Below are 23,045 nucleotides of genomic sequence, written 5' to 3'. Positions count from 1 at the left end.
TAACACCCCTTCCCATTCCGAACAGGATGGTTAAGCACTAAAGCGCTGATGGTACTACAAGGGAGGCCTTGTGGGAGAGTAAGTCGTCGCCGGGTATATCCTTCGGGATTACAATAATTAATGTTCCGTGATAGCTCAATGGTGGAGCACTCGGCTGTTAACCGATAGGTTGGAGGTTCGAATCCTCTTCACGGAGCCAATTATATAATTAAATATAAGGCTTTAAGAACTTTTAATTATGATAGTTAAAGGTTCTTTATTTTTTTGCATAATTTTAAGAAAAAGGGATATTAAACCACAAAGATGTAAAAGTATAAAAGAATTTTTACTATTTTGTAATCTATAATCTATAATAAAAAGCTATCATTATACATAAAGACAAGCATCTACTAGTTATAAAATAATTCGACTTTATTTTATTGCATTTTGATGAAAGATTAGGAGTGGGAATATGTCAATTACAGATCACAGGAACCAAAAGCCTATTTTAAAAAAAAATAAAAAACTAAATAATAAAAATCTGGCTATTAGTATTTTAGTTTTATCAATATTAATAATTGGAATAATTGCAGGACAATTTATAATAAATAAATATGGTGAAAATGATTCAACTGTATCCGCATCAGAAGAAACAAAGTCACCGGATACTGGAAAACCATCTAAAAAGGGTAAAGAAAAGATAGAAGAAAAGGAGTTAGCATACAAAAATACTTCAATAAAGGGTCAAGACAAGATAGATTCTGCAACTATAGCAAAGGATGCTATAAATGGTAAGGCAATTAAAGATGGTAAAAAGGTAATTTATTTAACCTTTGATGATGGCCCTTCCACCACAGTTACACCTCAGATACTTAATATATTAAAAAGCGAAGATGTAAAGGCTACATTCTTTATATTAGGCAAAAGTTTATCTTCAGATGGTGTTACTATTAATGAAAAATCTGGAGAAGTTCTAAAACAAGAATATGATGATGGACATGCTATTGCTAATCATACTTATTCTCATGATTATAAATATCTTTATCCGAGTAAAAATATTAATATGACAAGGGTTTTAGAAGATATTGAAAAGAATAATGTTTTAATTAAAAAGGTTATTGGAGAGTCATTTGAAACTACAGTTGTAAGATTTCCAGGAGGACTTATGTCTTGGAAAGGGCAAGATGTAGCTATAGAAAAACTAAAAGAAAAAAATATAGTACCTGTGGATTGGAATGCATTAAATGGAGATGCAGAAAGTAAAAAGAGGAAACCTGAAGAATTAATTGAAATGGCTATAAGTACAAGTAAAAATAAGGACAAGGTTGTAATGCTTATGCACGATACCTATGGAAAAGAAACTACAGCTGAAGCTTTAACAAAGATAATCCAACACTTTAAAAACGAAGGATATGAATTTAGGACTTTAAATTAGATATTTTAAATAATAATTAATAATAAGCAAATTACAATATTACTATAAATTACAATAGGTTACTATATATTAAGTATTTTCATAATGTTAAAGAAAAATTATGATATAATAAAAGAGAAGTTGAAATAGACTTCTCTTTTATTATATTACAGAGAGAGGTATTTATGGATAAAAAGGTATTGATTGTAGAAGATGAAAACAGTATAAGAGGTTTTCTCAAAATAAACTTTAGAAGAAATGATTTCACTGTTATCGAAGCAAGTTCTGGAGAAGAAGGTTTTAGAAAGGCAATGTTAGAAAATCCTCATATTGCAGTTTTAGATGTGATGTTGCCAGGCAAAGATGGATTTACATTGTGTAAGGAACTAAGAGATAGGTTTCCTGATATGGGTATAATTATGCTCACTGCTAGAAATCAGGATATGGATAGAATAATGGGTTTAGAACAAGGTGCTGATGATTATTTAAGTAAACCTTTTAATCCAATAGAATTGATGCTTAGAGTTAAGGCAATAATTAGAAGAATTGAAACTAAAGATGTATTTAAAGATAAAGAAGTTGTTGAAAGAAATGGTTTTAAACTAGACTTGTATTCACAAAAATTGTATAAAGGTACTAAAGAAATATATATTACACCTAAAGAATATTTATTATTTAAATTGTTTATAGAAAGTCCGGGAAAGGCCTTTACTAGAGATGAATTATTAAATATAATTTGGGGATATGATTATTTTGGAGATCCAAAAATAGTAGATGTTAATATAAGAAGATTAAGAACTAAGATAGAAGAAGATCCTTCAGAGCCTAAATATATACAAACTATTTGGGGAACAGGGTATAGGTGGAATAATGAAAAAGATATTTAAAGTGGATCAAAGTATTAGAGTGAGACTGACATTAAAATTACTTGTAATAATATTGTTTACTATATCAATTTTAGAAGTGTCACTTATTACTTTTGTTCGCCAATATTTTTATAAAAATACTGAAGATATTATTACAAATCAAGTAATGGTATCAGCAGATCTTTATAACAGTTATTTTTCGAACTCTACTTTAGAAGAAAATATACTTGATAATGTAGATGTATTTTGGAAACAAACCAATGCACAAGTACAAATATTAAATACTGATGGCAAGCTTATAATGGATTCATTAGGTGCTACGTCAGAAGAATATATAAAATCCATAGACGTTAAAAAAGCTATTGGTGGTGAAAAGGGGAAGTGGGTTGGAAATGTTAATTATTATGATTATAAAGTAATGGCAGTGTCTTATCCTTTAAAGTCTTACGGCGAAATTGTTGGAGTTATTAGGTTTGTATCATCTATGGAGGAAGTAGAGAGTTCAATATATTCTATTTCTTTTGTATTTATAATTCTCGGATCAGCTGTGCTTATAATATCTGGCATAGTAACTTGGTTTGCAGCTAAAAATATAATATATCCGGTAAGAGCACTTACTACAACTGCAGAGCAAATGGCAGAAGGAAATTATTATATAAGAAATATTAAGGTTAAAGATGATGAAATTGGTAAATTATCTGATACATTAAATTATATGGCAGAAGAAATATTAAAAAAGGATAAACTTAAGAATGAATTTATTTCATCCGTATCACATGAACTGAGAACCCCTCTTACATCAATAAAAGGATGGACTGTAACGCTAGGTTATGATTTGGAAGATAAAGAAGTTATAAAAGATGGCTTAAGCATAATTGAAAAAGAATGTGACAGACTTACTGAGATGGTAGAAGAGCTCTTAGACTTTTCTAAGTTTGTATCAGGAAAAGTTTCACTTCAAAAGGTAAGTATAGATATTATTGATATGATAAGTTATATTGATAGATATATGAGACCAAGGGCAGAAAGAGAGGGAATAGATCTTGTGGTATCAGTAGAAGACAACATACCTAAAGTTCATTTAGATGTAAATAGAATGAAACAAGTCTTTATAAATTTATTAGATAATGCACTTAAATTCACACCAAGAGAAGGAAAAGTAATTATAGAGGCTTATGCTAAAGATAATGAGTTAAATGTTGTAATTAGCGATACTGGGAGTGGAATAAGTAAAAAAGACTTACCAAGGATAAAAGAAAAGTTTTATAAAGGAAAAAGCAGTAAATCACAAAATGGAATAGGTCTTTCTATTTGTGATGAAATAATAAAGCTTCATGAAGGTAAATTTATTATTGAAAGTGAAGAAGGGAATGGAACTATAGTAAAAGTTATACTTCCACTAAAAGATAAAGTAGCTATAAGTATGTAAATTAAGTATCTAGTATCTTAATTAGTGGTACATTAGGAGGGGAAGATGCGAAAAATTTATATTATAATAATGTCCTTTTCATTAATAGTTATTCTATCGGGATGTAATCCTATTGAGTTTAAATCCACATCAAAAATAATATCACCTGAAAATAAGGATTTAATGATTAAAGGCAAGTGGTATATAGATGATTATAAAATTATGAGACAGGGAAAAGTTAAAAATCATAAGCTAAACAAATACTTAAATACTTATATTCAAATAGATAATAATTTTTTATATGTTGGTGGAGATGTATATGAAGATGTAAAATATAAGTATAGAAGAGTAAATACACATAATTACTTTTTCAATCATAGTGAAATTAATCCTAAAGGCCTAGGCATAGATAAAGATGAATTAGAGGTTATATCCGCAAGTTTAGAAGGTAAGGTTTTGTATGAATATATAAAATATGATGAAAATAAATTGATGTTTTTTTCTGATGGAATATGTTATTTTGCAAGCAAAAGAAGTAATTTAATAGATAAAGATGTTAGACAGTCATACTCAAATAATACTATGGGAGAAGAAACTCAAGATATTGATAAAAATAAAAGATCTGGAGTAATGATTGGTTTAAGAAGTCAGAGAAACCAGTCGGAAAACGGAGATATAAATGAAAGTGGTTATAGGACTTTATGGATTTCAAGTACAGATAAAAGAGACATTAAAATAAAAGAAAAACCTAATATAATATTTCCTAGAATATCAGGATTTTGGGAGTTAGGTGTAAAAAAAGATTTAGTTAATGGATATGAAAATGAAACTGTTTATGTGAAGACGTATGGATACAAAGAAGATAAATATATTAGAGATTACTTTAAAGATGCTGATAACAATATTTATAGAAATGTAAACTTTATAAGTAATGATTATATTGCTTTAGAATCTATTAAAAATGATAAAAATAAGTCTATAGTATCAGATGAATATGTAGTTTTACCTTTAGATAATATTCAACAAGAAAAGGGCTTAAAGATAGTAGATATTGAAGGGGCTGAAGGAAAGGTTGTCCAAGAAAAGTCATTTAAATCAGCCATAGAATCTAATAAAGACTTAAAATCTAAATTAGAGACTAATTTAAATGAAGAAAGCTTTACTGTGGTTAGGAAAAATGGCCATTGGGCATTTAAAGGTAGAGTTAGACTAAAGTCTAATGATGAGAAATTGTTTTTAGACTATGATATAAAGATATTGCCCTCTAAAAAGCTTATAATTTATGATGAATTAAAAGTCCCGTGGAATAAAATAAAAGAAAGAATGCCAGAGGCTTTAGATGCGTATACTTCTCCAAATAGTGATATAGCAATACTTATTTCAAAGAATAGCCTATTTGTGTATTCTATTGAAAATGGTGAATTAGGTGAAAGGCCTTTAAAAAAGGTTAAATTAAATGAAGAAGAAAGTGTGATTATGGCAGAATGGGCATTAGACGAATTTGTTTATAAATGGGACAAGGTGTTTAGATAATCGTATATACATAGTAATAAAATAAGGGAATTGAGAATATTCCTACAATAGTGTAAAATTAAAAGCAGATGTCTATAAGATATATCTGCTTTATTTCACATTAAAATTATTAGGGGAGTGATTAGGTGTTAGAAAAGAATATAATTAAGCAAGTTCTAGGGAAGGCTTTAAGTACAGGTGGAGATTTTGCTGAAATTTTTGTGGAAGATAGTATAAATAATAACATATCATTAGTAAATGGGAAGATAGACGGTGCTGTTGCAGGAAGAGACTTTGGAATAGGAATAAGGATATTTAAAGGGCTCAAAAGTGTTTATGCCTATACAAATGACAAAAGTCTTGAGGGGATGCTAGAAACAGCATATAAGGCATCTTGTGCCATAGGGGAATTAAAGGAAGAGGTAGCTATAAATATTATGGAAAGAATAAATACAAATATTCATCCAATACTTTATGTGCCTTCAACTATACAAAATGCAAATAAAATAGAAGTAATGAAAAGGACATACAAATCAGCCAAAGACTATAGCAAAGAAATAACGCAAGTTATAGTAAATTATTTAGACAAAGATCAAAAGGTTCTTATTGCAAATAGTGATGGTCTATTTACACAAGATAGAAGGATAAGAACGAGAATTCATATAAATTCTATTGCAAGTAATGGAATAGAAAATCAAGTAGGGTTTGAAGCACCGGGTAGATTTATGGGATTTGAAATGTTTGATAGTGTAGATGTAGAACATTTAGCAAAGGAAGCTAGCAAAAGTGCAGTTACAATGCTTCATGCAAAAAACTGTCCAGCGGGAAAGATGATGGTAGCTATTGAAAATGGTTTTGGTGGAGTTATATTTCATGAAGCTTGTGGCCATGCATTAGAAGCAACTTCTGTAGCCAAAGGAAATTCTGTATTTTGTGATAAGATGGGTAAGCAGATAGCATCCACTAAGGTAACAGCTATAGATGATGGTACAATGAAGAATTTATGGGGTTCATTAAATATAGATGATGAAGGCACCAAAACAAGAAGAAATGTATTAATAGAAGATGGAATATTAAAAAGTTATATGATAGATAAACTTAACGCTAGAAGAATGAATATGGAGGAGACAGGAAGTTCAAGAAGAGAATCTTATAGATACGCTCCAACTTCTAGAATGACTAATACCTATATTGACAATGGTAATGACGATAATGATGATATATTAGCTTCAATTGATGAAGGACTTTATGCTAAAAAGATGGGTGGAGGATCTGTAAACCCTATAACAGGAGAATTTAACTTTGCTGTAGCAGAAGGTTACTTAATTAAAAATGGTAAAATTCAAGAACCAGTAAGAGGAGCTAGTTTGATTGGTAAAGGATCAGAGATACTTATGAACATAGATATGGTAGGCAAAAACTTAGCACAGGGACAAGGAATGTGTGGCTCTTCTAGTGGTAGTATACCTACAAATGTAGGACAACCTCTCATTAGAGTATCTAATATAACTGTAGGTGGAAGGTAAAAGGGTGGGATAAGCTATGGATATAAAATTTATTAAAGAAATAATATTTGAAAGAGCAAAAGATGCTGGATTTTCTGAATTTGAAATATATTATAGTAAAGATGATAATCTTAGTATAGGAGTGTACAAAGGTGATATAGATAAATATAGTGTAAATACAACTATGGGTATAAGCTTTAGGGGTATATATAAGGGAAATATGGGATACTCTTATACTGAGCTAATAGATGAAGAGGCTATAGATACATTGTTAGAAAGTGCAAAACAAAGTGCTGTTTCTATAGATAATAATGAAGAAGAAATTATATACGGAGAGAAACAAAATTATGTTAAGTTAAATTGTTACAATGAGGAATTAAGCAATATATCTACAAAACAAAAGATAGATTTTATAAAAGATTTGGAAAGTAAAACTTTAAACTTTCATGAAAAGGTTGAAACAATAGCAGGGTGCGAATTAGAATCTTCAACCATAGAATATGGGATAATGAATTCAAAGGGGATAGAATTAGATAATAAACAAAATTTTATATCAGCTTATGTAGTTCCAGTAATTAAGGAAAAGGACATAAAATATGATGGATTTAAATTTAAGATAACGCAAGATTTTAAAGAATTAGATATTAAGATGTTAGCAAAAGAATCTGTAGGAATGGCCTTAGATAGGGTAGGTGGAGAAACTGTAAATAGTGGTAATTACAAAATAGTCTTAAAAAATGATGTAATGGCTATGATGTTAAGTACATTTATAGGTGCATTTAGTGCAGAAAATGCTGAAAAGGGACTATCCTTATTAAAGGGAAAAGAAGGAAGAATCATAGCAAATCCTATAGTAAGTCTAGTAGATGATCCACATTTAGAAGGTAGCTTTGCATCCACACCATTTGATGCAGAGGCTGTAGCCACATATAAGAAATATATGATTAAAGATGGATATTTAAATACTCTTTTATATAACTTAAAATCAGCAACTAAAGAAGGAAAAAAGAGTACAGGAAATGCTTATAAATCTTCTTTTGCATCATCCATTAGTATTGCTCCAACTAATTGTTATATAGAAAAAGGTAAGAGTGCTTTTGAAGATGTACTAAATTATGTAGGAGAAGGTATATTAATAACGGATATTGAAGGAACACATGCTGGCGCTAATGCAATTACTGGAGACTTTTCATTAGCCGCTAAAGGGTTTTCTATAAAGCTTGGTAAAAGGGCAGATCCTATAGAACAAATAACAGTAGCAGGAAACTTTTTTGAATTGCTTAAAGATATAGAATATATAGGTGAGGATTTAGAATTTACTATACCCATGGGAGCTAATTTTGGATCTCCATCAGTAGTTATAAAATCATTATCTGTAGCAGGAAAATAAAATTAAAATACTTTTTATTTTTTAAAAATTTTAGAGCTTATTTTAAATTTAAGTATTACATTAAAGAAGACACCTGAAGTTTAAATAAACTTCAGGTGTCTTCTTTAATCATCATAATTTTTTAATTATTATCATCTTTTTCAAAGTAATTGCTTTTTATTATCTTATCGGATATCTCTAGGGCTTTAATAGAATGCTCTTTCATGTCTACAGAGGTCCCTACAAAATCTTTATTTGTAAGAATAGAATAATCCTTTTCTGTTTTTAAAAGATTTCGTCCCATAACTGTAGAATTATAAGATATTTCATTTATACCCATAAGATAAGCTAGGGTAGGCATAAGATCTATTTGTCCACCTGTAACCTCTAATTTTTGCGGCTCTTCAAAGGATTTATCGTATATTATAAAAGGTATATGATTGTCCACATTAAGCCACTTAGGGTCTGGAGACTCTAATTTTTGAACTTGATCATTATAGTACTTATGAACACCGGTATGATCACCGGTTATAGCCACAACAGTATTATTTAGTAGACCTTCAGCTTCTAGGTTTTGCAAAAACAATCCTATCTGTTTATCAGTATAATGTACACTTTCAAAATATCCACCAAGTACATTATTATTTAGATCTTCACTTAAATTTAATTCCTTATATTCTTTAGGTAAATCAAAGGGACCATGACTAGTTAATGTAACCATGAAACTATAAAAAGGTTGATTTTGTTTTTTAAGAATAGGAACAATTTGCCTAAAATAAGAAGCATCACTAAGACCAAGTCCAATAACTTCATCTATTTCAAAGTCATGAGAATCTATGCATTTCTTAAAACCTACTCCTTTAAGACCTTCCATCCAATTCCAAAAGGCTCCCTTATCAGGGTGAATAGCTAAAGTTTCATAACCCATTTCTTCTAAAAGTAATGGTAAGGAGTTATAAGTATTATTAGGATAATTAAAGAAAGTACTACCCTGCCTTAAGGGATAAATAGATGTATTTGTCATCAAATCAGAATCAGAGCTTGTACCCTCATTAACTTGTTCATTTATATTGGGAAAGTATATACTATTAGCTAATAATTTATTTAAATTTGGAGTTATTTCCTTATCCTCTACTTTTTCATTTATAACAAAGTTCTCTAAAGATTCTACTTGAATTAAAATTAAATTTTTATCCTTAAAAAGCCCTTGGTATTGGTTATCAGGAATGTCTTCAAATTTATCCTTGTACCATTTATCAATTTCTGATTTTTCTTCAGTAGTAAGTTCTAAGGTCTTTGAATTTTGCCATACAGAATAAGCATTGAAGATATGATATCCTATAGGAGAAAAATATGTAGTAGTGTCAGTGGCATCATACATTGAAAAAAGGTAACTTTTAGCATTATCTTTTTTTAGTATTTCTGTAGAAAAAGGTACATAAAAAATAAAACTAAGAGTAACGATAATTGTACCAAAGAAAAGGCCTAGGTGCCTTTTCCCACCTATATAAATATTTTTATGTTTTAAAGTCCATAAACTTAAAATTATTAAATCTAATACAAATAATAGATCATACTTGCTTAACATAGAAAAGACACTACCAGAAAGATTATCTAAATTAGCAGTCTGTTTTATTATAGTAAGTGATGGAACAGTATTAAAACCTCTAAAGTACCAAAGGTCTACTAATATAAATAATGTTAAAATACTGTTTATAGATATAAGATATTTTATATGACCTTTATTTTTAAATAAAAAATAAAATGACATGAAAAGCATTATAAATGCTAAATAATAATTTAAAAAATAAATTGAAGATTTAAATCCTAAGGCTAAATTAAAACTGTAGGTGTTCTTATTATTAATAAACGATAGGAAAAGAATACACTTAAAAGTGATACTAAATAATGTAATGAAGAACAATATTCCTCTATGTACACTACCTTTGTTGTGCGATGTTGGCGTTTTATTTAACATATCAACCATCCTTTTTAATGAAGTTTTAATTATATTAATTTATTATTAACTGTCTAACTATATAATTATAAGACACAATTTAAATAAAGTGAAGGAAAAGGCGATACATTTAATAAATTAAATTAGAAAATATTAAATTAGCTATATAAATAAGCTTTATTATATTATCAAATAGGTTTAATTAAAGGTATTTAAAAAAGCAATAAGCCAATTGGATTATTGATGTTATAATAAAGCTATGTTTTAAACTATTAAAATAAGAGGTGAATTAATGTGATACACACAATTGATTGTAAAGGTCTTAAATGTCCACAGCCTGTTATAAATACTAAAAAGTATTTTGATTCTATAAAGGAAGGCGAAGCTTTAATAATCGTAGATAACGAAGTTGCAAAAAATAATATATGTAAATTTGCACAAAGTAATGGATATAAATATAAGGCAGTAGATTCAGAAGGGCTATTTAATATAAACATAACTAAAGAAGATTGCCATTGTGAAATTATGAAGTTTGATAAAAAGTTAGTAATAGTTGTAGGTACGGATAAACTTGGAGAAGGAGAAGAAGTTCTAGGAGCAAATCTCATGAAAAGTTATATGTATGCTTTGTCTGAAAGTGATGATATGCCATCAGACATTATATTCTTAAACTCTGGAGTTAAACTTACTACAAAAGGTTCTAGTGTTATAGATAGTTTAGAGGAGTTAAAAAATAAGGGAGTAAATATCACTAGTTGTGGTACATGCCTTGATTTTTATAATCTAAAAGATGATTTGCTTATAGGAGATATTTCCAATATGTATACAATAGTAGAAACTATGAACAAGTCTGATAATACGATTAAATTATAAAATTATAGACTTTTATATTAAAAATTAGGATTAGGTGTTAAAAGCTTTTCAATATTATATTGAGAAGCTTTTTTAAAGTTCTTTTTATATACTATAACTTATATTACAATAGACCTAACATAATATTATATACTATAATAAAGATTCTAAACTTAACTTAAAGGGGAAAATCAATGAAACATTTATTCATAATAAATCCTAAAGCTGGTAAGGGAAAGGCTGTTACATTCATTAAAGAAATAAAAGATTATTTTAAAGATGAAGAAGAGTATTTTATAGAAACAACTGAAAGGGAAGGCCATGCAACAAGTTTAGTAAGGGAGTATGTGGATAGAAATGATTATAGAGTGTATTCCATTGGTGGCGATGGAACATTAAATGAGGTTTTAAATGGTATCATAGGTAGCAATAGTAGTCTTGCAGTTATTCCAGCTGGAACAGGAAATGATTTTATAAAAAGTATTATGGAAGGTGGGAATCATAAAGATATACTTAGAAGAACTATTGAAGGTGCCGAAGAATTTATGGATCTTGGAAAAATTAATAAAAAGTATTTTATTAATATAGCGTCTGTAGGATTTGATGCTGCTGTTACACAAAATGCAAGACATTTAAAGCAAAAGCCTTTTATAAGTGGAAAGTTAGCTTACCTTTTCAGTATATTTTTAACTATGTACAAATTTAAAGGAATAGATGTCGATATCCTTATAGATGGAGTTACTATAAAAAGAAGGATTCTTTTAATTGCTATAGCTAATGGAAAGTACTATGGTGGAGGAATGAAAGTTGCACCAGATGCAAAAGTTACTGATGGACTTTTAGATATATGTATTGTTAATAATATGAGCATGTGGCGGGTACTTAGATTATTTCCAAAGCTAATAATAGGTACACATGGAGAAATACAAGAGGTAGAATTTTTGAAATGTGAAAGCATACTTATTAAAGGTAAAGAAAGTTTTCCTATTAATATGGATGGAGAGAAATTAAATAACAATGAGATTCATATAGGCGTTGAAAAACAACATATAAGCATAGTAAAACCAAATAACTAAACAAGAAAGTTAGTTTTAGAAGAATACTTCTTAAAAGAAGTATTCTTTTATACTAATAATAAGTATAAAAGTTATAGAATGTACCTAAATAGTATAGTATAATACTGATATGTAATATACTATATATTTTAATATTAAGGCGGAGGGGTATAAATGGCATTTATGTATGAACCTTCAGCTAACGAGGTTAAAAATGATCTTAGATATTTAAACCTTTTAGCAAATCAGTATCCTACAATTGCAAAAGCTAGTACTGAAATAATTAATTTACAAGCAATATTAAATCTTCCAAAAGGAACGGAACATTTTTTAACTGATATTCATGGCGAATATGAGCCCTTTTTGCACGTGTTAAAAAATGGTTCAGGAGTTATAAAAAGAAAGATAGATGATATATTTGGAAACTCATTAAGAGAATCAGAAAAAAAGAGTTTAGCTTCACTTATATATTATCCGGAACAGAAATTAGAGATAATCTTAAAAGAAGAAGAAAATATAGATGACTGGTATAGGATAACTTTATATAGGCTTATAGAAATTTGTAGATATGCATCATCAAAATATACAAGATCTAAAGTAAGAAAAGCCCTACCTAAAGATTTTTCTTATATAATAGAAGAATTACTTCATGAAGAGCCTGGCAGAGTAGATAAACAGGAATATTATAATGAAATAATCAATACAATAATATGCCTTGATAGGGCAAAGGAGTTTATTATAGCTTTATCTAAATTAATTCAAAGACTAGTTATAGATAGACTTCACATTGTAGGTGATATATTTGATAGAGGTCCTGGGGCACATATAATATTAGATACATTAATTGATTATCATGCAGTGGACATTCAGTGGGGAAATCATGATATATTATGGATGGGAGCAGCAGCAGGATCAGAAGTTTGTATAGCAAGTGTTCTTAGAATTTCAGCAAGATATGCAAATTTAGATACTGTAGAGGATGGATATGGAATAAACATGCTACCTCTTGCAACCTTTGCATTAGAGCATTATAGAAATGATGAGTGTGTATACTTTAAGCCACGTTTTGATTGTGAAACAGCATACAGTTTAAATGAAATAAATTTACTATCAAAAATGCATAAAGCTATAGCTATAATACAGTTTAAATTAGAGAAAAAAGTAATAGAAAAAAGGCCAGAGTTTCATATGGAGGATAGGCTATTATTAAACAATATAAATTATGAAGAGGGTACTATAGAGATAGATGGCAAGGTTTACAAATTAACAGATAGTAACTTTCCAACTATAGATCCTAAAGATCCTTATAAACTAACTGAAGATGAAGAAATCTTAATAGAAAAGTTAAAGTCTTCTTTTATAAATAGTGAAAAGTTACAAAAACATGTAAGATTTCTTTTTGCAAAAGGCAGTATATATTTAAGACATAATTCTAACTTACTTTTCCATGGATGTATTCCGCTAAATGAAGACGGAAGCTTTACTAAAGTTACGTTAAAAAACAAAGAATTTAAGGGTAAGGCACTTTTGGATGAATTTGATAGATTAGCAAGGGAAGCTTACTTTTATAAGATTAATTCAACAGCTAAGCAGTATGGTTTAGACACTATATGGTATTTATGGACGGGCCCATTTTCTCCTTTATTTGGAAAGGACAAGATGACTACATTTGAAAGATATTTTATAGAAGATGAAGAGGCTCATAAGGAACCTAAAAATTCTTATTATAAATATAGAGATGAAGAAAGTGCGTGCAATAGAATATTAGAAGAGTTTAACATGGATAATATTAATTCTCATATAATAAATGGACATATGCCTGTGCAAAAGAAAAATGGGGAAAGTCCTATAAAAGCAAATGGAAAGCTTTTAGTCATAGATGGCGGGTTTTCAAGGGCATACCAAAGAAAAACTGGAATTGCAGGATACACATTAATCTATAATTCCTTTGGACTTCAGCTAGTTTCACATGAACCCTTTAAGTCTACGGAAGCTGCAATAATAGAAGAAACTGATATTTTATCATCTATGGTAGTTTTAGAACAAAATGTAGAAAGAAAGACTGTAGCAGATACAGATGTAGGTGAAGAGTTAAAAAAGCAAATTAAAGACTTAAAGATGTTACTTCTAGCCTATAGAAAAGGGCTTATAAAAGAAAAAAGATAGAGATTTTATCTCTATCTTTTCATTTCGTTAAATAGTACATATAATCCAATTCCAATTAAAATAACTGGAAAAAGAAGTTTATAATCCATCCAATAAAAGAATTTATTGAACACTTGATTTAGTATTGACATAACGGAAACTATAGTAAGTATAAATATGGGAATTAAAAGTCCCTTTTCCCTATTTCCAAACCAATATAATTGAAATAATCCAATAGCTACAGAAAGCGGGTAAAGTGGCCATATATATTTTTTAAAATGAAAGCTTGAAATGTTTTCTATTAAAAATAATGTGCCTAAAGTAGTAAGTATTCCTCCAGGAACTAACATTCCTGGATCTTTTCGTGTTTCAAAGTATTTTACCTCGAAAAGTATGCCAGGAACTAGAAGGAATAGGGGCCAAAGATTTCTAAAGCTAAGTATGTCTATAAAAAATATTCTATTTATTAAGGCGGACAATCCTAAAAGTATCAATATAATACCAAAGATAATGTTACCTTTCTTCATAAAGATTCACTCCTTTGCAAAGTTTATATATATAAATTCTATTACAAGTTATAACATTTGTAAAATGCTTAAAGTAATAATTCTTTTATGGGTTAGGTGACTATAGTCATAATTTATGGATAATATCTATAAAAATAGTTATAAGCTTTATTAAGTGAGCCGTATTTTTAATAGTATATAAAAAAAGATCTTTGAATTATTGCTAAAATTTTATGAGTTTATTAATAATTCCTATAGATTATATTAAATCCTTTTATAAAACATTAATATCTTTTTTATATAAGAAAAAAAATTAAGTTTTGAATAATGTGTGGATTATTCTGAATTTAACATATAAAATGTAATTATGAGTATATTTTAATACTTGAGAATATTTATAATATTTAAGAAGGGTTGGTTGCTATGATAAGTAATGTAGATATTTTAGAAGCTATGACAATAAAATTAGATGATGAACTTCCAAAGTCTATTGAATTTAAGGAGGGTATAAGACGAGCTCCAGATAGAGGCTTTACACTTACTAAGGCTCAAACACAAATAGCCTTAAAAAATGCCTTAAGATACATACCAGAAAAATATCATGAAACTTTGGCTCCTGAGTTTATGGAGGAACTTAGAACTCGTGGAAGAATATATGGATACAGATATAGACCACAGGGAAGAATTCACGGTAAACCTATAAATGAATATAAAGGGAATTGTATAGAAGGTAAAGCTTTTCAGGTCATGATAGACAATAACCTGGATTTTGATATAGCACTTTACCCTTATGAACTTGTAACTTATGGTGAGACAGGACAAGTGTGTCAAAATTGGATGCAATATAGATTAATAATGAAATATCTAGAAGAGATGACAGAAAATCAAACTTTAGTTATAGAGTCTGGACATCCATTAGGTCTTTTCCAATCAAAACCTGAAGCTCCACGAGTTATAATAACTAACGCCTTAATGGTAGGGATGTTTGATAATAACGAAGATTGGCATTATGCTATGCAAATGGGAGTGGCAAATTATGGACAAATGACTGCTGGCGGTTGGATGTATATAGGACCTCAAGGTATAGTCCATGGAACATTTAATACTATATTAAATGCGGGAAGACAAAAGCTGGGAGTAGGTCCAGATGAAGATCTAAGAGGTCATATATTTGTTTCTTCAGGACTTGGTGGCATGAGTGGAGCACAACCAAAGGCTATAGAAATATCTGGTGGAGTAGGTATAGTTGCAGAGGTAGACTATTCTAGAATAGAAACTAGATTCAAGCAAGGATGGGTAAGCAAGGTATCTTCAGATTTAAAGGAAGTATGTGATTTAGCCAAAGAGTACATGGATAAAAAAGAGCCTATATCAATAGCTTATCATGGAAATATAGTAGATTTACTACAATATGCTGTAGAAAATCATTTTCATATAGAATTATTATCAGATCAAACTTCTTGTCATGCAGTTTATGAAGGCGGATATTGTCCTCAAGGAGTGAGCTTTGATGAAAGAACAAAACTACTAAAAGAAGATAGAGAAAAGTTTAAGACTTTAGTTGATGCTAGTCTTAGAAAACATTTTGAATTTATAAAGATTTTAGTGGATAGGGGGACATATTTCTTTGATTATGGAAATTCTTTCATGAAGGCTGTTTATGATGCAGGAGTGAAAGAAATAGTTAAAAACGGTGTAGATGAAAGGGATGGATTTATATTCCCATCTTACGTAGAAGATATAATGGGACCTGAACTATTTGATTACGGATATGGACCATTTAGATGGGTATGCTTAAGTGGTGATCATAAAGACCTTATAAAGACTGATAAGGCTGCCATGGATTGTATTGATCCAAATAGAAGAGCACAAGATAGAGATAATTATATGTGGATAAAAAATGCAGAAAAGAACAAACTTGTAGTTGGAACAGAAGCTAGAATATTATATCAAGATGCTATGGGAAGAACCAACATTGCATTAAAGTTTAATGAGATGGTTAGAAAAGGAGAAGTTGGCCCTATAATGCTCGGTAGAGATCATCATGATGTAAGTGGAACAGATTCACCATTTAGAGAAACATCTAATATAAAAGATGGAAGTAATATAATGGCAGATATGGCTATTCAATGTTATGCTGGAAATGCTGCTAGAGGAATGAGTCTTGTAGCTCTTCATAATGGCGGTGGAGTTGGAATCGGAAAGTCCATTAATGGAGGTTTTGGGTTAGTTTTAGATGGCAGTACTAGGGTTGACAACATAATTAAAAGTGCTATACCATGGGATGTAATGGGAGGAGTTGCAAGAAGAGCCTGGGCTAGAAATGAAAATTCTATAAGCACAAGTATAGAATATAATAAAATGAGGTCTGGGGAAGAGCACATAACCTTACCTTTTATACCAAGAGAAGAGCTAGTAATGGCGGTTATAGAAGAATCATTTAAAAAGATAAAATCAGAAGAATTAAAATTAAAAACAAAAGAAGAGGTTGAATTAATTAAAGAAAAAATAATAATTAAGAAAGAAAATATAAAGGGTTGGAAATAATAATTAATAAGGCTTTAAGTAAGGGCTAATTGTGAAAGGATGAAAATTAATATGAGTAATGAAAAAAAGATAATGGAGTGTGTTCCTAATTTTAGTGAGGGTAGAGATTTAAATAAAATTGAAAAGATTTTAGAAAATTTTAGAGGTAAAGAAGGCGTAAAGTTATTAGATTATAGTAGAGATGAAGATCATAATAGATTAGTTGTAACCGTTGTGGGAGAGCCAATTGCATTAAAAGATGCAGTACTAGAAGCTATGGGAACAGCTATTGAAATTATAGATATGAGGGTTCATAAAGGACAGCATCCAAGAATGGGAGCTACAGACGTAGTGCCTTTTATACCTATAAAAAATGTTACTATGGAAGAGGCTATAGATCTTGCAAAGACTTTAGCTAAAGAAGTATCAGAAAAATATAACTTGCCAATTTACCTATATGAAAAGGCTGCTTCTAGCCCTGAAAGAGAAAATCTTGCAAAGGTTAGAAAGGGTCAATTTGAAAAGATGAACGAAAAATTAAAGGAAGAAGGGTGGAAACCTGATTTTGGGCCAAATCATGTTCATGAAACTGCAGGAGTTACAGCTATAGGTGCTAGAATGCCATTAGTTGCTTTCAACGTTAATCTAGATACTGGTAATTTAGATATAGCAAATAATATAGCAAAAAATGTTAGATTCATAGGTGGAGGATTAAGATTTTGTAAGGCCATGGGCGTTGAATTAAAAGAAAGAGGAATAACACAAATATCCATGAATATGACAGACTATACTAAGACCTCACTATATAGGTCTTTTGAAATGGTTAAAATGGAAGCAAAGAGATATGGAGTTAATGTAGTAGGTAGCGAAGTTATAGGACTTTTGCCTATGGAGGCTTTAATTGATACTGCTGTTTATTATATGGGAATAGAGAACTTCTCACTAAACCAAGTTTTAGAAAACTCTCTAATGGAATAATGAATTGAAGGGAGTAAATGATATGAAAAATAAGATTATTATAAAAGATGCTTCAGAAATAGTTACTTGTAGCGGATTTGAGGCTAAAAAAGGAAAAGAGATGCAGGATATAGCTGTAATTTATGATGGAGCCATAATTATAGAGGATGGAATCATAAAAGATATAGGTATATCAAAAGAAGTTTTAAAGGATATAAACGAAGAAGAATATGAAGTAATATCAGCAAAAGGAAGGGCTGTACTTCCAGGATTTGTTGATTCACACACACATTTTGTGTTTGGAGGATATAGGGCTGAAGAGTTTTCTTGGAGATTAAAAGGTGATAGCTACATGTCTATTATGGAAAGAGGCGGTGGCATAGTAAATAGTGTAGAAAGCACAAGAAAGGCTACAGAAGAAGAACTTTATAGCCTAGGCCAGGAAAGACTAGATTCTATGCTTAAGTTTGGTATAACTACAGTAGAAGGTAAAAGTGGATATGGCCTTGATATTGATACAGAACTAAAGCAATTAAAGGTAATGGAAAGATTAAACAAAGATCATACTGTGGATGTAGTGTCTACATTTTTAGGAGCTCATGCAACTCCAAAGGAATACAAGGATAGAACAGATGATTATGTAAAGTTTATTATAAATGAAGTATTGCCAAAAGCCAAAGATAAGGCAGAATTTTGCGATGTGTTTTGCGAGAAGAATGTTTTTTCTATAGAGCAATCAAGGGAAATATTAAAGGCAGCTAAGTCTTTAGGTATGAAAATCAAACTTCATGCTGATGAAATAGTACAACTAGGAGGGGCAGAACTTGCAGGGGAATTAGGTGCTACATCAGCAGATCACTTACTACAAGCCTCAGATAAGGGAATAAAAGATATGGCTAAAGCAGGTACTGTTGCTACATTACTTCCATGTACTGCCTTTAGTTTAAAAGAATCTTTTGCAAGAGGAAGGGAAATGATAGATAGTGGATGCGCAGTAGCATTAGCTACAGACCTTAACCCAGGTAGTTGCTTTACTAACTCTATACCTTTAATGTTTGCGCTTGCTTGCCTTCAAATGGATCTTTCCATAGAAGAGGCAATAACTGCACTTACTATAAATGGCGCGGCAGCTTTAGATAGGGCAGATAAGATTGGAAGTTTAGATGTAGGCAAAAAGGCAGATATTATAATGCTTAAGTATCCTTCATATAAATTTATTCCTTATAATATTGGAATGAATACTGTAGACATGGTAATTAAAAGTGGTAAAGTTGTTATTTAAATTCATAAAACAAAATTTAAAAATAGAATATAAATAAAATTAAAGCAAAGAAATATGTAATTGAACTTTATATATTTCTTTGCTTTTTATAATTAATCAAATAAAAACATAGATTATACTTCATGTATAAAAGTTTCTTATATTTTAACCTGTAACATGAGATACAGATTAAAATAATTATTTAAACTATACTGTTTTAAAAGAGTATAGTTAAAATAACTTATATACAGGAGGATATTTATGGACAGTGATAAAAATAAGAAGAGAATGCAATTTTCAGTAGATTTTGATGTATTCCAAGGATTTAATGTAGACAGTATAGATGACAAGGTGGAAGATATAAATAAGAGAAAAAATATGTCTTCAAAGATTTCACAGTGGCCTATAAAACTAAAGATCGTAAGTCCTTTTGCATCCTCCTTAGACAATAAGCACCTACTTATATCTGCAGATTGCGTTGCATATGCTTATGGTAATTTTCATAATGACTTTATGAAAGATAAATCAATTCTTATATTATGTCCTAAAGCTGAGAATATAACTAATTATAAAAACACAATAGTAGAGATTTTAAAAGTTCATCCAATAGAATCAGTAACTTTAGTAAGGATGGAAGTACCTTGTTGCATGGATATAACAGAGATTATAATAAGTGCATTAAAAAGATGTGATAAAGAGATTAATTTTAAAGAGGTTATTATAGATACTAGTGGGAATATAATTTAACAAATATAAAATACACTAAACTTATATTGAAACTTTTATCATATATAGTTTAATAAGTGTATATATATAATTATAGAAAATATTATTATAAAGATTGTGAAACTATTGTATTAGAATATAAAATATGATAAACTTAATATATAATTTAATAAAAAAATAATAGATATTTAAAATTTTGGTGAGTTTAAGAGAACCAGATTTAAGTTGATACTTAAGTCTTGTTCTCTTTTTTTGTTATAAAAGAATGGAGGGTTTTAAATGTATGATGTTACAATTATTGGAGCAGGTGTTATAGGGGCTTCTATAGCAAGGGATATTAGTAAGTATGAACTAAATGCTTGTGTTATAGAAAAGGCTGAAGATGTATCTTCGGGAACTAGCAAGGCAAATAGTGCTATAATTCATGCGGGTTATGATGCAAATCCAGAGTCAATGAAAGGTAAATTAAATGCAAAGGGTAACGCAATGTTTGATAAATTAAAGGAGGAATTAGATTTTCCTTTTAAGAGAAACGGATCTTTTGTACTTTGTTTTGAAAAAGAAAATATGTATAAATTAGAAAATTTAAAAAGACAAGGGGAATTAAATGGAGTTCCAAATCTTAAAATATTATCAAAAGAAGAAATTTTAGATATGGAACCTAATATATCAGAAGAGGTTGTAGCAGCTCTTTATGCTCCTACAGGTGGAATAGTTTGTCCTTATGAACTTACTATTGCATTGTCAGAAAACGCTTGTAAGAATGGTGTAGAATTTAAACTAAATACAAAGGTTGAAAATATAATTAAAAAAGACGATAGATATATAATAAAAACTAATAATGGAGATATTGAAAGTAAGGTTGTTATAAATGCAGCTGGAGTTTTTGCAGATGAAATAAATAATATGGTAAGTGAGGATAAGATACAAATAACTCCAAGAAGAGGAGAATACTGTTTATTTGATAAGGCTGCAGGAGACATGATAAATGGTACTATATTTCAACTCCCAACAGATATGGGAAAGGGTGTACTAGTAACACCTACAGTAGACGGAAATCTTTTAGTTGGTCCTAATGCTATGGATATAGATGACAAAGAAGATTTTACAACTTCAAAAGAAGGCTTAGATGATATATTGAAAAGAGCCACTAAAAGTGTTAAAAACATTCCTATGAATCAAATAATAACAAACTTTTCAGGTCTTAGGGCACATAGTAATTTAGATGATTTCATAATAGGTGAAGCAAGAGATGCTAAAAACTTTGTAAATGCAGCAGGAATAGAATCACCAGGACTTTCTAGTGCGCCAGCTATATCGGAAGTTGTATTAAATATAGTTATAAAAACACTTAATCCTTCACTAAAAAGTAACTTTGATCCTATAAGAAAGTCTATACCTAAGTTTAGGGAAATGAACAATGATGAAAGAAGAGAATTAATAGCTAAGGACCCTAAGTATGGTAAGATAATATGTAGATGTGAACTTATAACTGAAGGGGAAATTTTAGATTCTATAAAAGGACCATTAGGTGCAACAACACTTGATGGAGTAAAAAGAAGAACTAGAGCTGGAATGGGAAGATGTCAAGGTGGATTTTGTTCTAGTAGAATAGTTGATATACTATCTAAAGAATTAAATGTTCCAGTTACAATGATAAAGAAAAATAAAGGGAATTCTAATATATTAGTATCAGAAAATAAAGAAGGAATCTAATTTTAAATATAGAGTGGAGGATTTAGGTATGGAAGAATTTGATATAGTTATAATTGGAGGCGGACCAGCTGGTATGGCAGCAGCCGTGGCTGCAAAAGAAGAGGGTATAGATAATATATTGATCTTAGAGAGAGAAGACCACTTAGGTGGAATATTAAATCAATGTATTCATAACGGATTTGGACTTCATACATTTAAAGAAGAATTAACAGGTCCAGAATATGCTGAAAGATTTGTAGAAAAGATAAATGAGTATAAAATACCATATAAATTAAATTCTATGGTACTTGATTTAACTAAGGATAAAGTTATAACAGCAGTAAATCCAGAGGATGGAATAATTGAAATAAAAGCTAAAAGTTTAATTTTAGCTATGGGATGTAGAGAAAGACCAAGAGGAGCTATAAATATTCCAGGAAGTAGATGTGCAGGTATATATACTGCTGGTACGGCTCAAAAGTTTGTTAATATAGAAGGCTATGTACCAGGTAAAGAAGTGGTTATATTAGGTTCAGGTGATATTGGTCTTATAATGGCTAGAAGAATGACTTTAGAGGGAGCAAACGTGAAGGCAGTAGTAGAAGTTATGCCTTACTCTGGAGGACTTAATAGAAATATAGTTCAATGTCTTGATGATTTTAATATACCATTAAGACTTAGCCATACAGTTATAGATATAAAGGGTAAAGATAGAGTAGAGGGAGTTACTGTGGCTAAAGTTGATGAAAGCAGAAAGTTAATTAAAGGCAGCGAAGAGTATATACCTTGTGATACTTTATTATTATCTGTAGGATTACTTCCTGAAAATGAGCTATCAAGAAAAGCTGAAATAAAACTATCTAATGTAACTGGAGGACCAGAAGTAGATGAAAGTATGCAGACTGATAGTGAAGGTATATTTGCTTGTGGAAATGTGCTTCATGTTCATGATCTTGTGGATAACGTTACTTTAGAAAGTTATAACGCAGGGAAAAATGCTGCAAATTACGTAAATGGAAGAAAATTTGAAGGTGAAAAAATAGATATAATAGCTACTGAAGGAGTAAGATATACTGTTCCTAAGAGGTTAAATCCTAATAATGTTGAAAAACAACTAGAAGTTAGATTTAGGGTTGGAGAAGTATATAAAGATTGTTACGTAGCAGTGTATTTTGATGATGTAAGAGAGATGCATATAAAGAAAAGGATTCTTACTCCAGGTGAAATGGAAACAGTGAGATTAAGCAAAGATATGCTATTAAAGCATACAAAATGCCAAAGCATCACAATCAAGATAGAAAGGGAGTAGGTA

At 29.8% G+C, this 23,045-nt stretch carries 17 protein-coding genes, 1 tRNA gene and 1 rRNA gene; 17 read left to right on the top strand and 2 right to left on the bottom strand.

Annotated elements, in window-relative coordinates:
• The 8 genes from rrf to BD821_RS09245 form a co-directional block, all read left to right on the top strand.
• A 5S ribosomal RNA gene (gene rrf, locus BD821_RS09280) occupies positions 1-95 on the top strand; the annotation flags it as partial.
• Between the two features lie 29 nt (positions 96-124).
• Positions 125-199, top strand: a tRNA-Asn gene (locus BD821_RS09275).
• A gap of 252 nt (positions 200-451) precedes the next feature.
• Complete coding sequence (locus BD821_RS09270; protein WP_104410232.1) at positions 452-1,414, top strand: polysaccharide deacetylase family protein; 963 nt, start codon at positions 452-454, stop codon at positions 1,412-1,414.
• Positions 1,415-1,578: 164 nt separating this feature from the next.
• Positions 1,579-2,280, top strand: a complete 702-nt coding sequence (locus BD821_RS09265; RefSeq protein WP_029450980.1) for a response regulator transcription factor — start codon at positions 1,579-1,581, stop codon at positions 2,278-2,280.
• Positions 2,264-3,688, top strand: a complete 1,425-nt coding sequence (locus BD821_RS09260) for a sensor histidine kinase (protein WP_104410231.1) — start codon at positions 2,264-2,266, stop codon at positions 3,686-3,688. The genes BD821_RS09265 and BD821_RS09260 overlap by 17 nt, the downstream gene beginning before the upstream one ends.
• Before the next feature lie 45 nt (positions 3,689-3,733).
• Positions 3,734-5,200 (top strand): hypothetical protein, encoded by a 1,467-nt coding sequence (locus BD821_RS09255; protein ID WP_104410230.1) that lies wholly within the window; start codon positions 3,734-3,736, stop codon positions 5,198-5,200.
• Between the two features lie 125 nt (positions 5,201-5,325).
• Positions 5,326-6,705: a TldD/PmbA family protein gene (locus BD821_RS09250; RefSeq protein WP_104410229.1), complete on the top strand. Its 1,380-nt coding sequence runs from the start codon at positions 5,326-5,328 to the stop codon at positions 6,703-6,705.
• Positions 6,706-6,721: 16 nt separating this feature from the next.
• Positions 6,722-8,074 carry a TldD/PmbA family protein gene (locus tag BD821_RS09245; protein ID WP_104410228.1) on the top strand — a complete coding sequence of 451 codons (1,353 nt, stop codon included), beginning with the start codon at positions 6,722-6,724 and terminating at the stop codon, positions 8,072-8,074.
• Positions 8,075-8,195: 121 nt separating this feature from the next.
• Here the strand turns inward: BD821_RS09245 and BD821_RS09240 are convergent, their stop codons facing one another.
• Positions 8,196-10,040, bottom strand: coding sequence for an LTA synthase family protein (locus tag BD821_RS09240; protein ID WP_104410227.1), 1,845 nt, complete (start codon positions 10,038-10,040; stop codon positions 8,196-8,198).
• 264 nt (positions 10,041-10,304) lie between these two features.
• Here BD821_RS09240 and yedF point away from each other — a divergent pair, with 264 nt between their 5' ends.
• From yedF to BD821_RS09225, 3 genes are all read left to right on the top strand, one after another.
• Positions 10,305-10,883 carry a sulfurtransferase-like selenium metabolism protein YedF gene (gene yedF, locus BD821_RS09235; protein ID WP_029450971.1) on the top strand — a complete coding sequence of 193 codons (579 nt, stop codon included), beginning with the start codon at positions 10,305-10,307 and terminating at the stop codon, positions 10,881-10,883.
• Between the two features lie 173 nt (positions 10,884-11,056).
• On the top strand, positions 11,057-11,938 hold the full coding sequence (locus BD821_RS09230; RefSeq protein ID WP_104410226.1) for a diacylglycerol/lipid kinase family protein: 882 nt from the start codon (positions 11,057-11,059) through the stop codon (positions 11,936-11,938).
• Between the two features lie 153 nt (positions 11,939-12,091).
• Positions 12,092-14,083: a fructose-1,6-bisphosphatase gene (locus BD821_RS09225; protein WP_185162250.1), complete on the top strand. Its 1,992-nt coding sequence runs from the start codon at positions 12,092-12,094 to the stop codon at positions 14,081-14,083.
• An 11-nt stretch (positions 14,084-14,094) separates the two neighbouring features.
• Here the strand turns inward: BD821_RS09225 and BD821_RS09220 are convergent, their stop codons facing one another.
• Complete coding sequence (locus BD821_RS09220) at positions 14,095-14,589, bottom strand: LiaI-LiaF-like domain-containing protein (RefSeq protein WP_029450968.1); 495 nt, start codon at positions 14,587-14,589, stop codon at positions 14,095-14,097.
• A gap of 402 nt (positions 14,590-14,991) precedes the next feature.
• Between BD821_RS09220 and BD821_RS09215 the strand changes: the two genes are divergently transcribed.
• From BD821_RS09215 to BD821_RS09190, 6 genes are all read left to right on the top strand, one after another.
• Positions 14,992-17,115 (top strand): urocanate hydratase, encoded by a 2,124-nt coding sequence (locus BD821_RS09215; protein ID WP_104410225.1) that lies wholly within the window; start codon positions 14,992-14,994, stop codon positions 17,113-17,115.
• A gap of 51 nt (positions 17,116-17,166) precedes the next feature.
• Complete coding sequence (ftcD, locus tag BD821_RS09210; protein ID WP_104410224.1) at positions 17,167-18,072, top strand: glutamate formimidoyltransferase; 906 nt, start codon at positions 17,167-17,169, stop codon at positions 18,070-18,072.
• A 22-nt stretch (positions 18,073-18,094) separates the two neighbouring features.
• Positions 18,095-19,333 carry an imidazolonepropionase gene (gene hutI, locus BD821_RS09205; RefSeq protein ID WP_104410223.1) on the top strand — a complete coding sequence of 413 codons (1,239 nt, stop codon included), beginning with the start codon at positions 18,095-18,097 and terminating at the stop codon, positions 19,331-19,333.
• 240 nt (positions 19,334-19,573) lie between these two features.
• On the top strand, positions 19,574-20,059 hold the full coding sequence (locus tag BD821_RS09200) for a hypothetical protein (RefSeq protein WP_104410222.1): 486 nt from the start codon (positions 19,574-19,576) through the stop codon (positions 20,057-20,059).
• Positions 20,060-20,317: 258 nt separating this feature from the next.
• Positions 20,318-21,754, top strand: a complete 1,437-nt coding sequence (locus tag BD821_RS09195) for an NAD(P)/FAD-dependent oxidoreductase (protein ID WP_104410221.1) — start codon at positions 20,318-20,320, stop codon at positions 21,752-21,754.
• Between the two features lie 28 nt (positions 21,755-21,782).
• Positions 21,783-23,042, top strand: a complete 1,260-nt coding sequence (locus tag BD821_RS09190; protein WP_104410220.1) for an NAD(P)/FAD-dependent oxidoreductase — start codon at positions 21,783-21,785, stop codon at positions 23,040-23,042.
• Positions 23,043-23,045: the final 3 nt, after the last annotated feature.

Origin of the sequence: Clostridium algidicarnis DSM 15099, from assembly GCF_002934235.1 — a bacterium.
GTDB lineage: Bacteria > Bacillota > Clostridia > Clostridiales > Clostridiaceae > Clostridium_L > Clostridium_L algidicarnis.
Note: the sequence above shows the minus strand (reverse complement) of the source record. Positions and strands in the feature narration are given on the sequence as shown.

Bases quoted from the DNA above. Each gene is read 5' to 3' on its own strand.
- BD821_RS09270 (WP_104410232.1), top strand. From the start codon at position 452: ATGTCAATTACAGATCACAGGAACCAAAAGCCTATTTTAAAAAAAAAT.
- BD821_RS09265 (WP_029450980.1), top strand. From the start codon at position 1,579: ATGGATAAAAAGGTATTGATTGTAGAAGATGAAAACAGTATAAGAGGT.
- BD821_RS09260 (WP_104410231.1), top strand. From the start codon at position 2,264: ATGAAAAAGATATTTAAAGTGGATCAAAGTATTAGAGTGAGACTGACA.
- BD821_RS09255 (WP_104410230.1), top strand. From the start codon at position 3,734: ATGCGAAAAATTTATATTATAATAATGTCCTTTTCATTAATAGTTATT.
- BD821_RS09245 (WP_104410228.1), top strand. From the start codon at position 6,722: ATGGATATAAAATTTATTAAAGAAATAATATTTGAAAGAGCAAAAGAT.
- BD821_RS09240 (WP_104410227.1), bottom strand. From the start codon at position 10,040: ATGGTTGATATGTTAAATAAAACGCCAACATCGCACAACAAAGGTAGT.
- BD821_RS09230 (WP_104410226.1), top strand. From the start codon at position 11,057: ATGAAACATTTATTCATAATAAATCCTAAAGCTGGTAAGGGAAAGGCT.
- BD821_RS09225 (WP_185162250.1), top strand. From the start codon at position 12,092: ATGGCATTTATGTATGAACCTTCAGCTAACGAGGTTAAAAATGATCTT.
- BD821_RS09220 (WP_029450968.1), bottom strand. From the start codon at position 14,589: ATGAAGAAAGGTAACATTATCTTTGGTATTATATTGATACTTTTAGGA.
- BD821_RS09215 (WP_104410225.1), top strand. From the start codon at position 14,992: ATGATAAGTAATGTAGATATTTTAGAAGCTATGACAATAAAATTAGAT.
- ftcD (WP_104410224.1), top strand. From the start codon at position 17,167: ATGAGTAATGAAAAAAAGATAATGGAGTGTGTTCCTAATTTTAGTGAG.
- hutI (WP_104410223.1), top strand. From the start codon at position 18,095: ATGAAAAATAAGATTATTATAAAAGATGCTTCAGAAATAGTTACTTGT.
- BD821_RS09200 (WP_104410222.1), top strand. From the start codon at position 19,574: ATGGACAGTGATAAAAATAAGAAGAGAATGCAATTTTCAGTAGATTTT.
- BD821_RS09195 (WP_104410221.1), top strand. From the start codon at position 20,318: ATGTATGATGTTACAATTATTGGAGCAGGTGTTATAGGGGCTTCTATA.
- BD821_RS09190 (WP_104410220.1), top strand. From the start codon at position 21,783: ATGGAAGAATTTGATATAGTTATAATTGGAGGCGGACCAGCTGGTATG.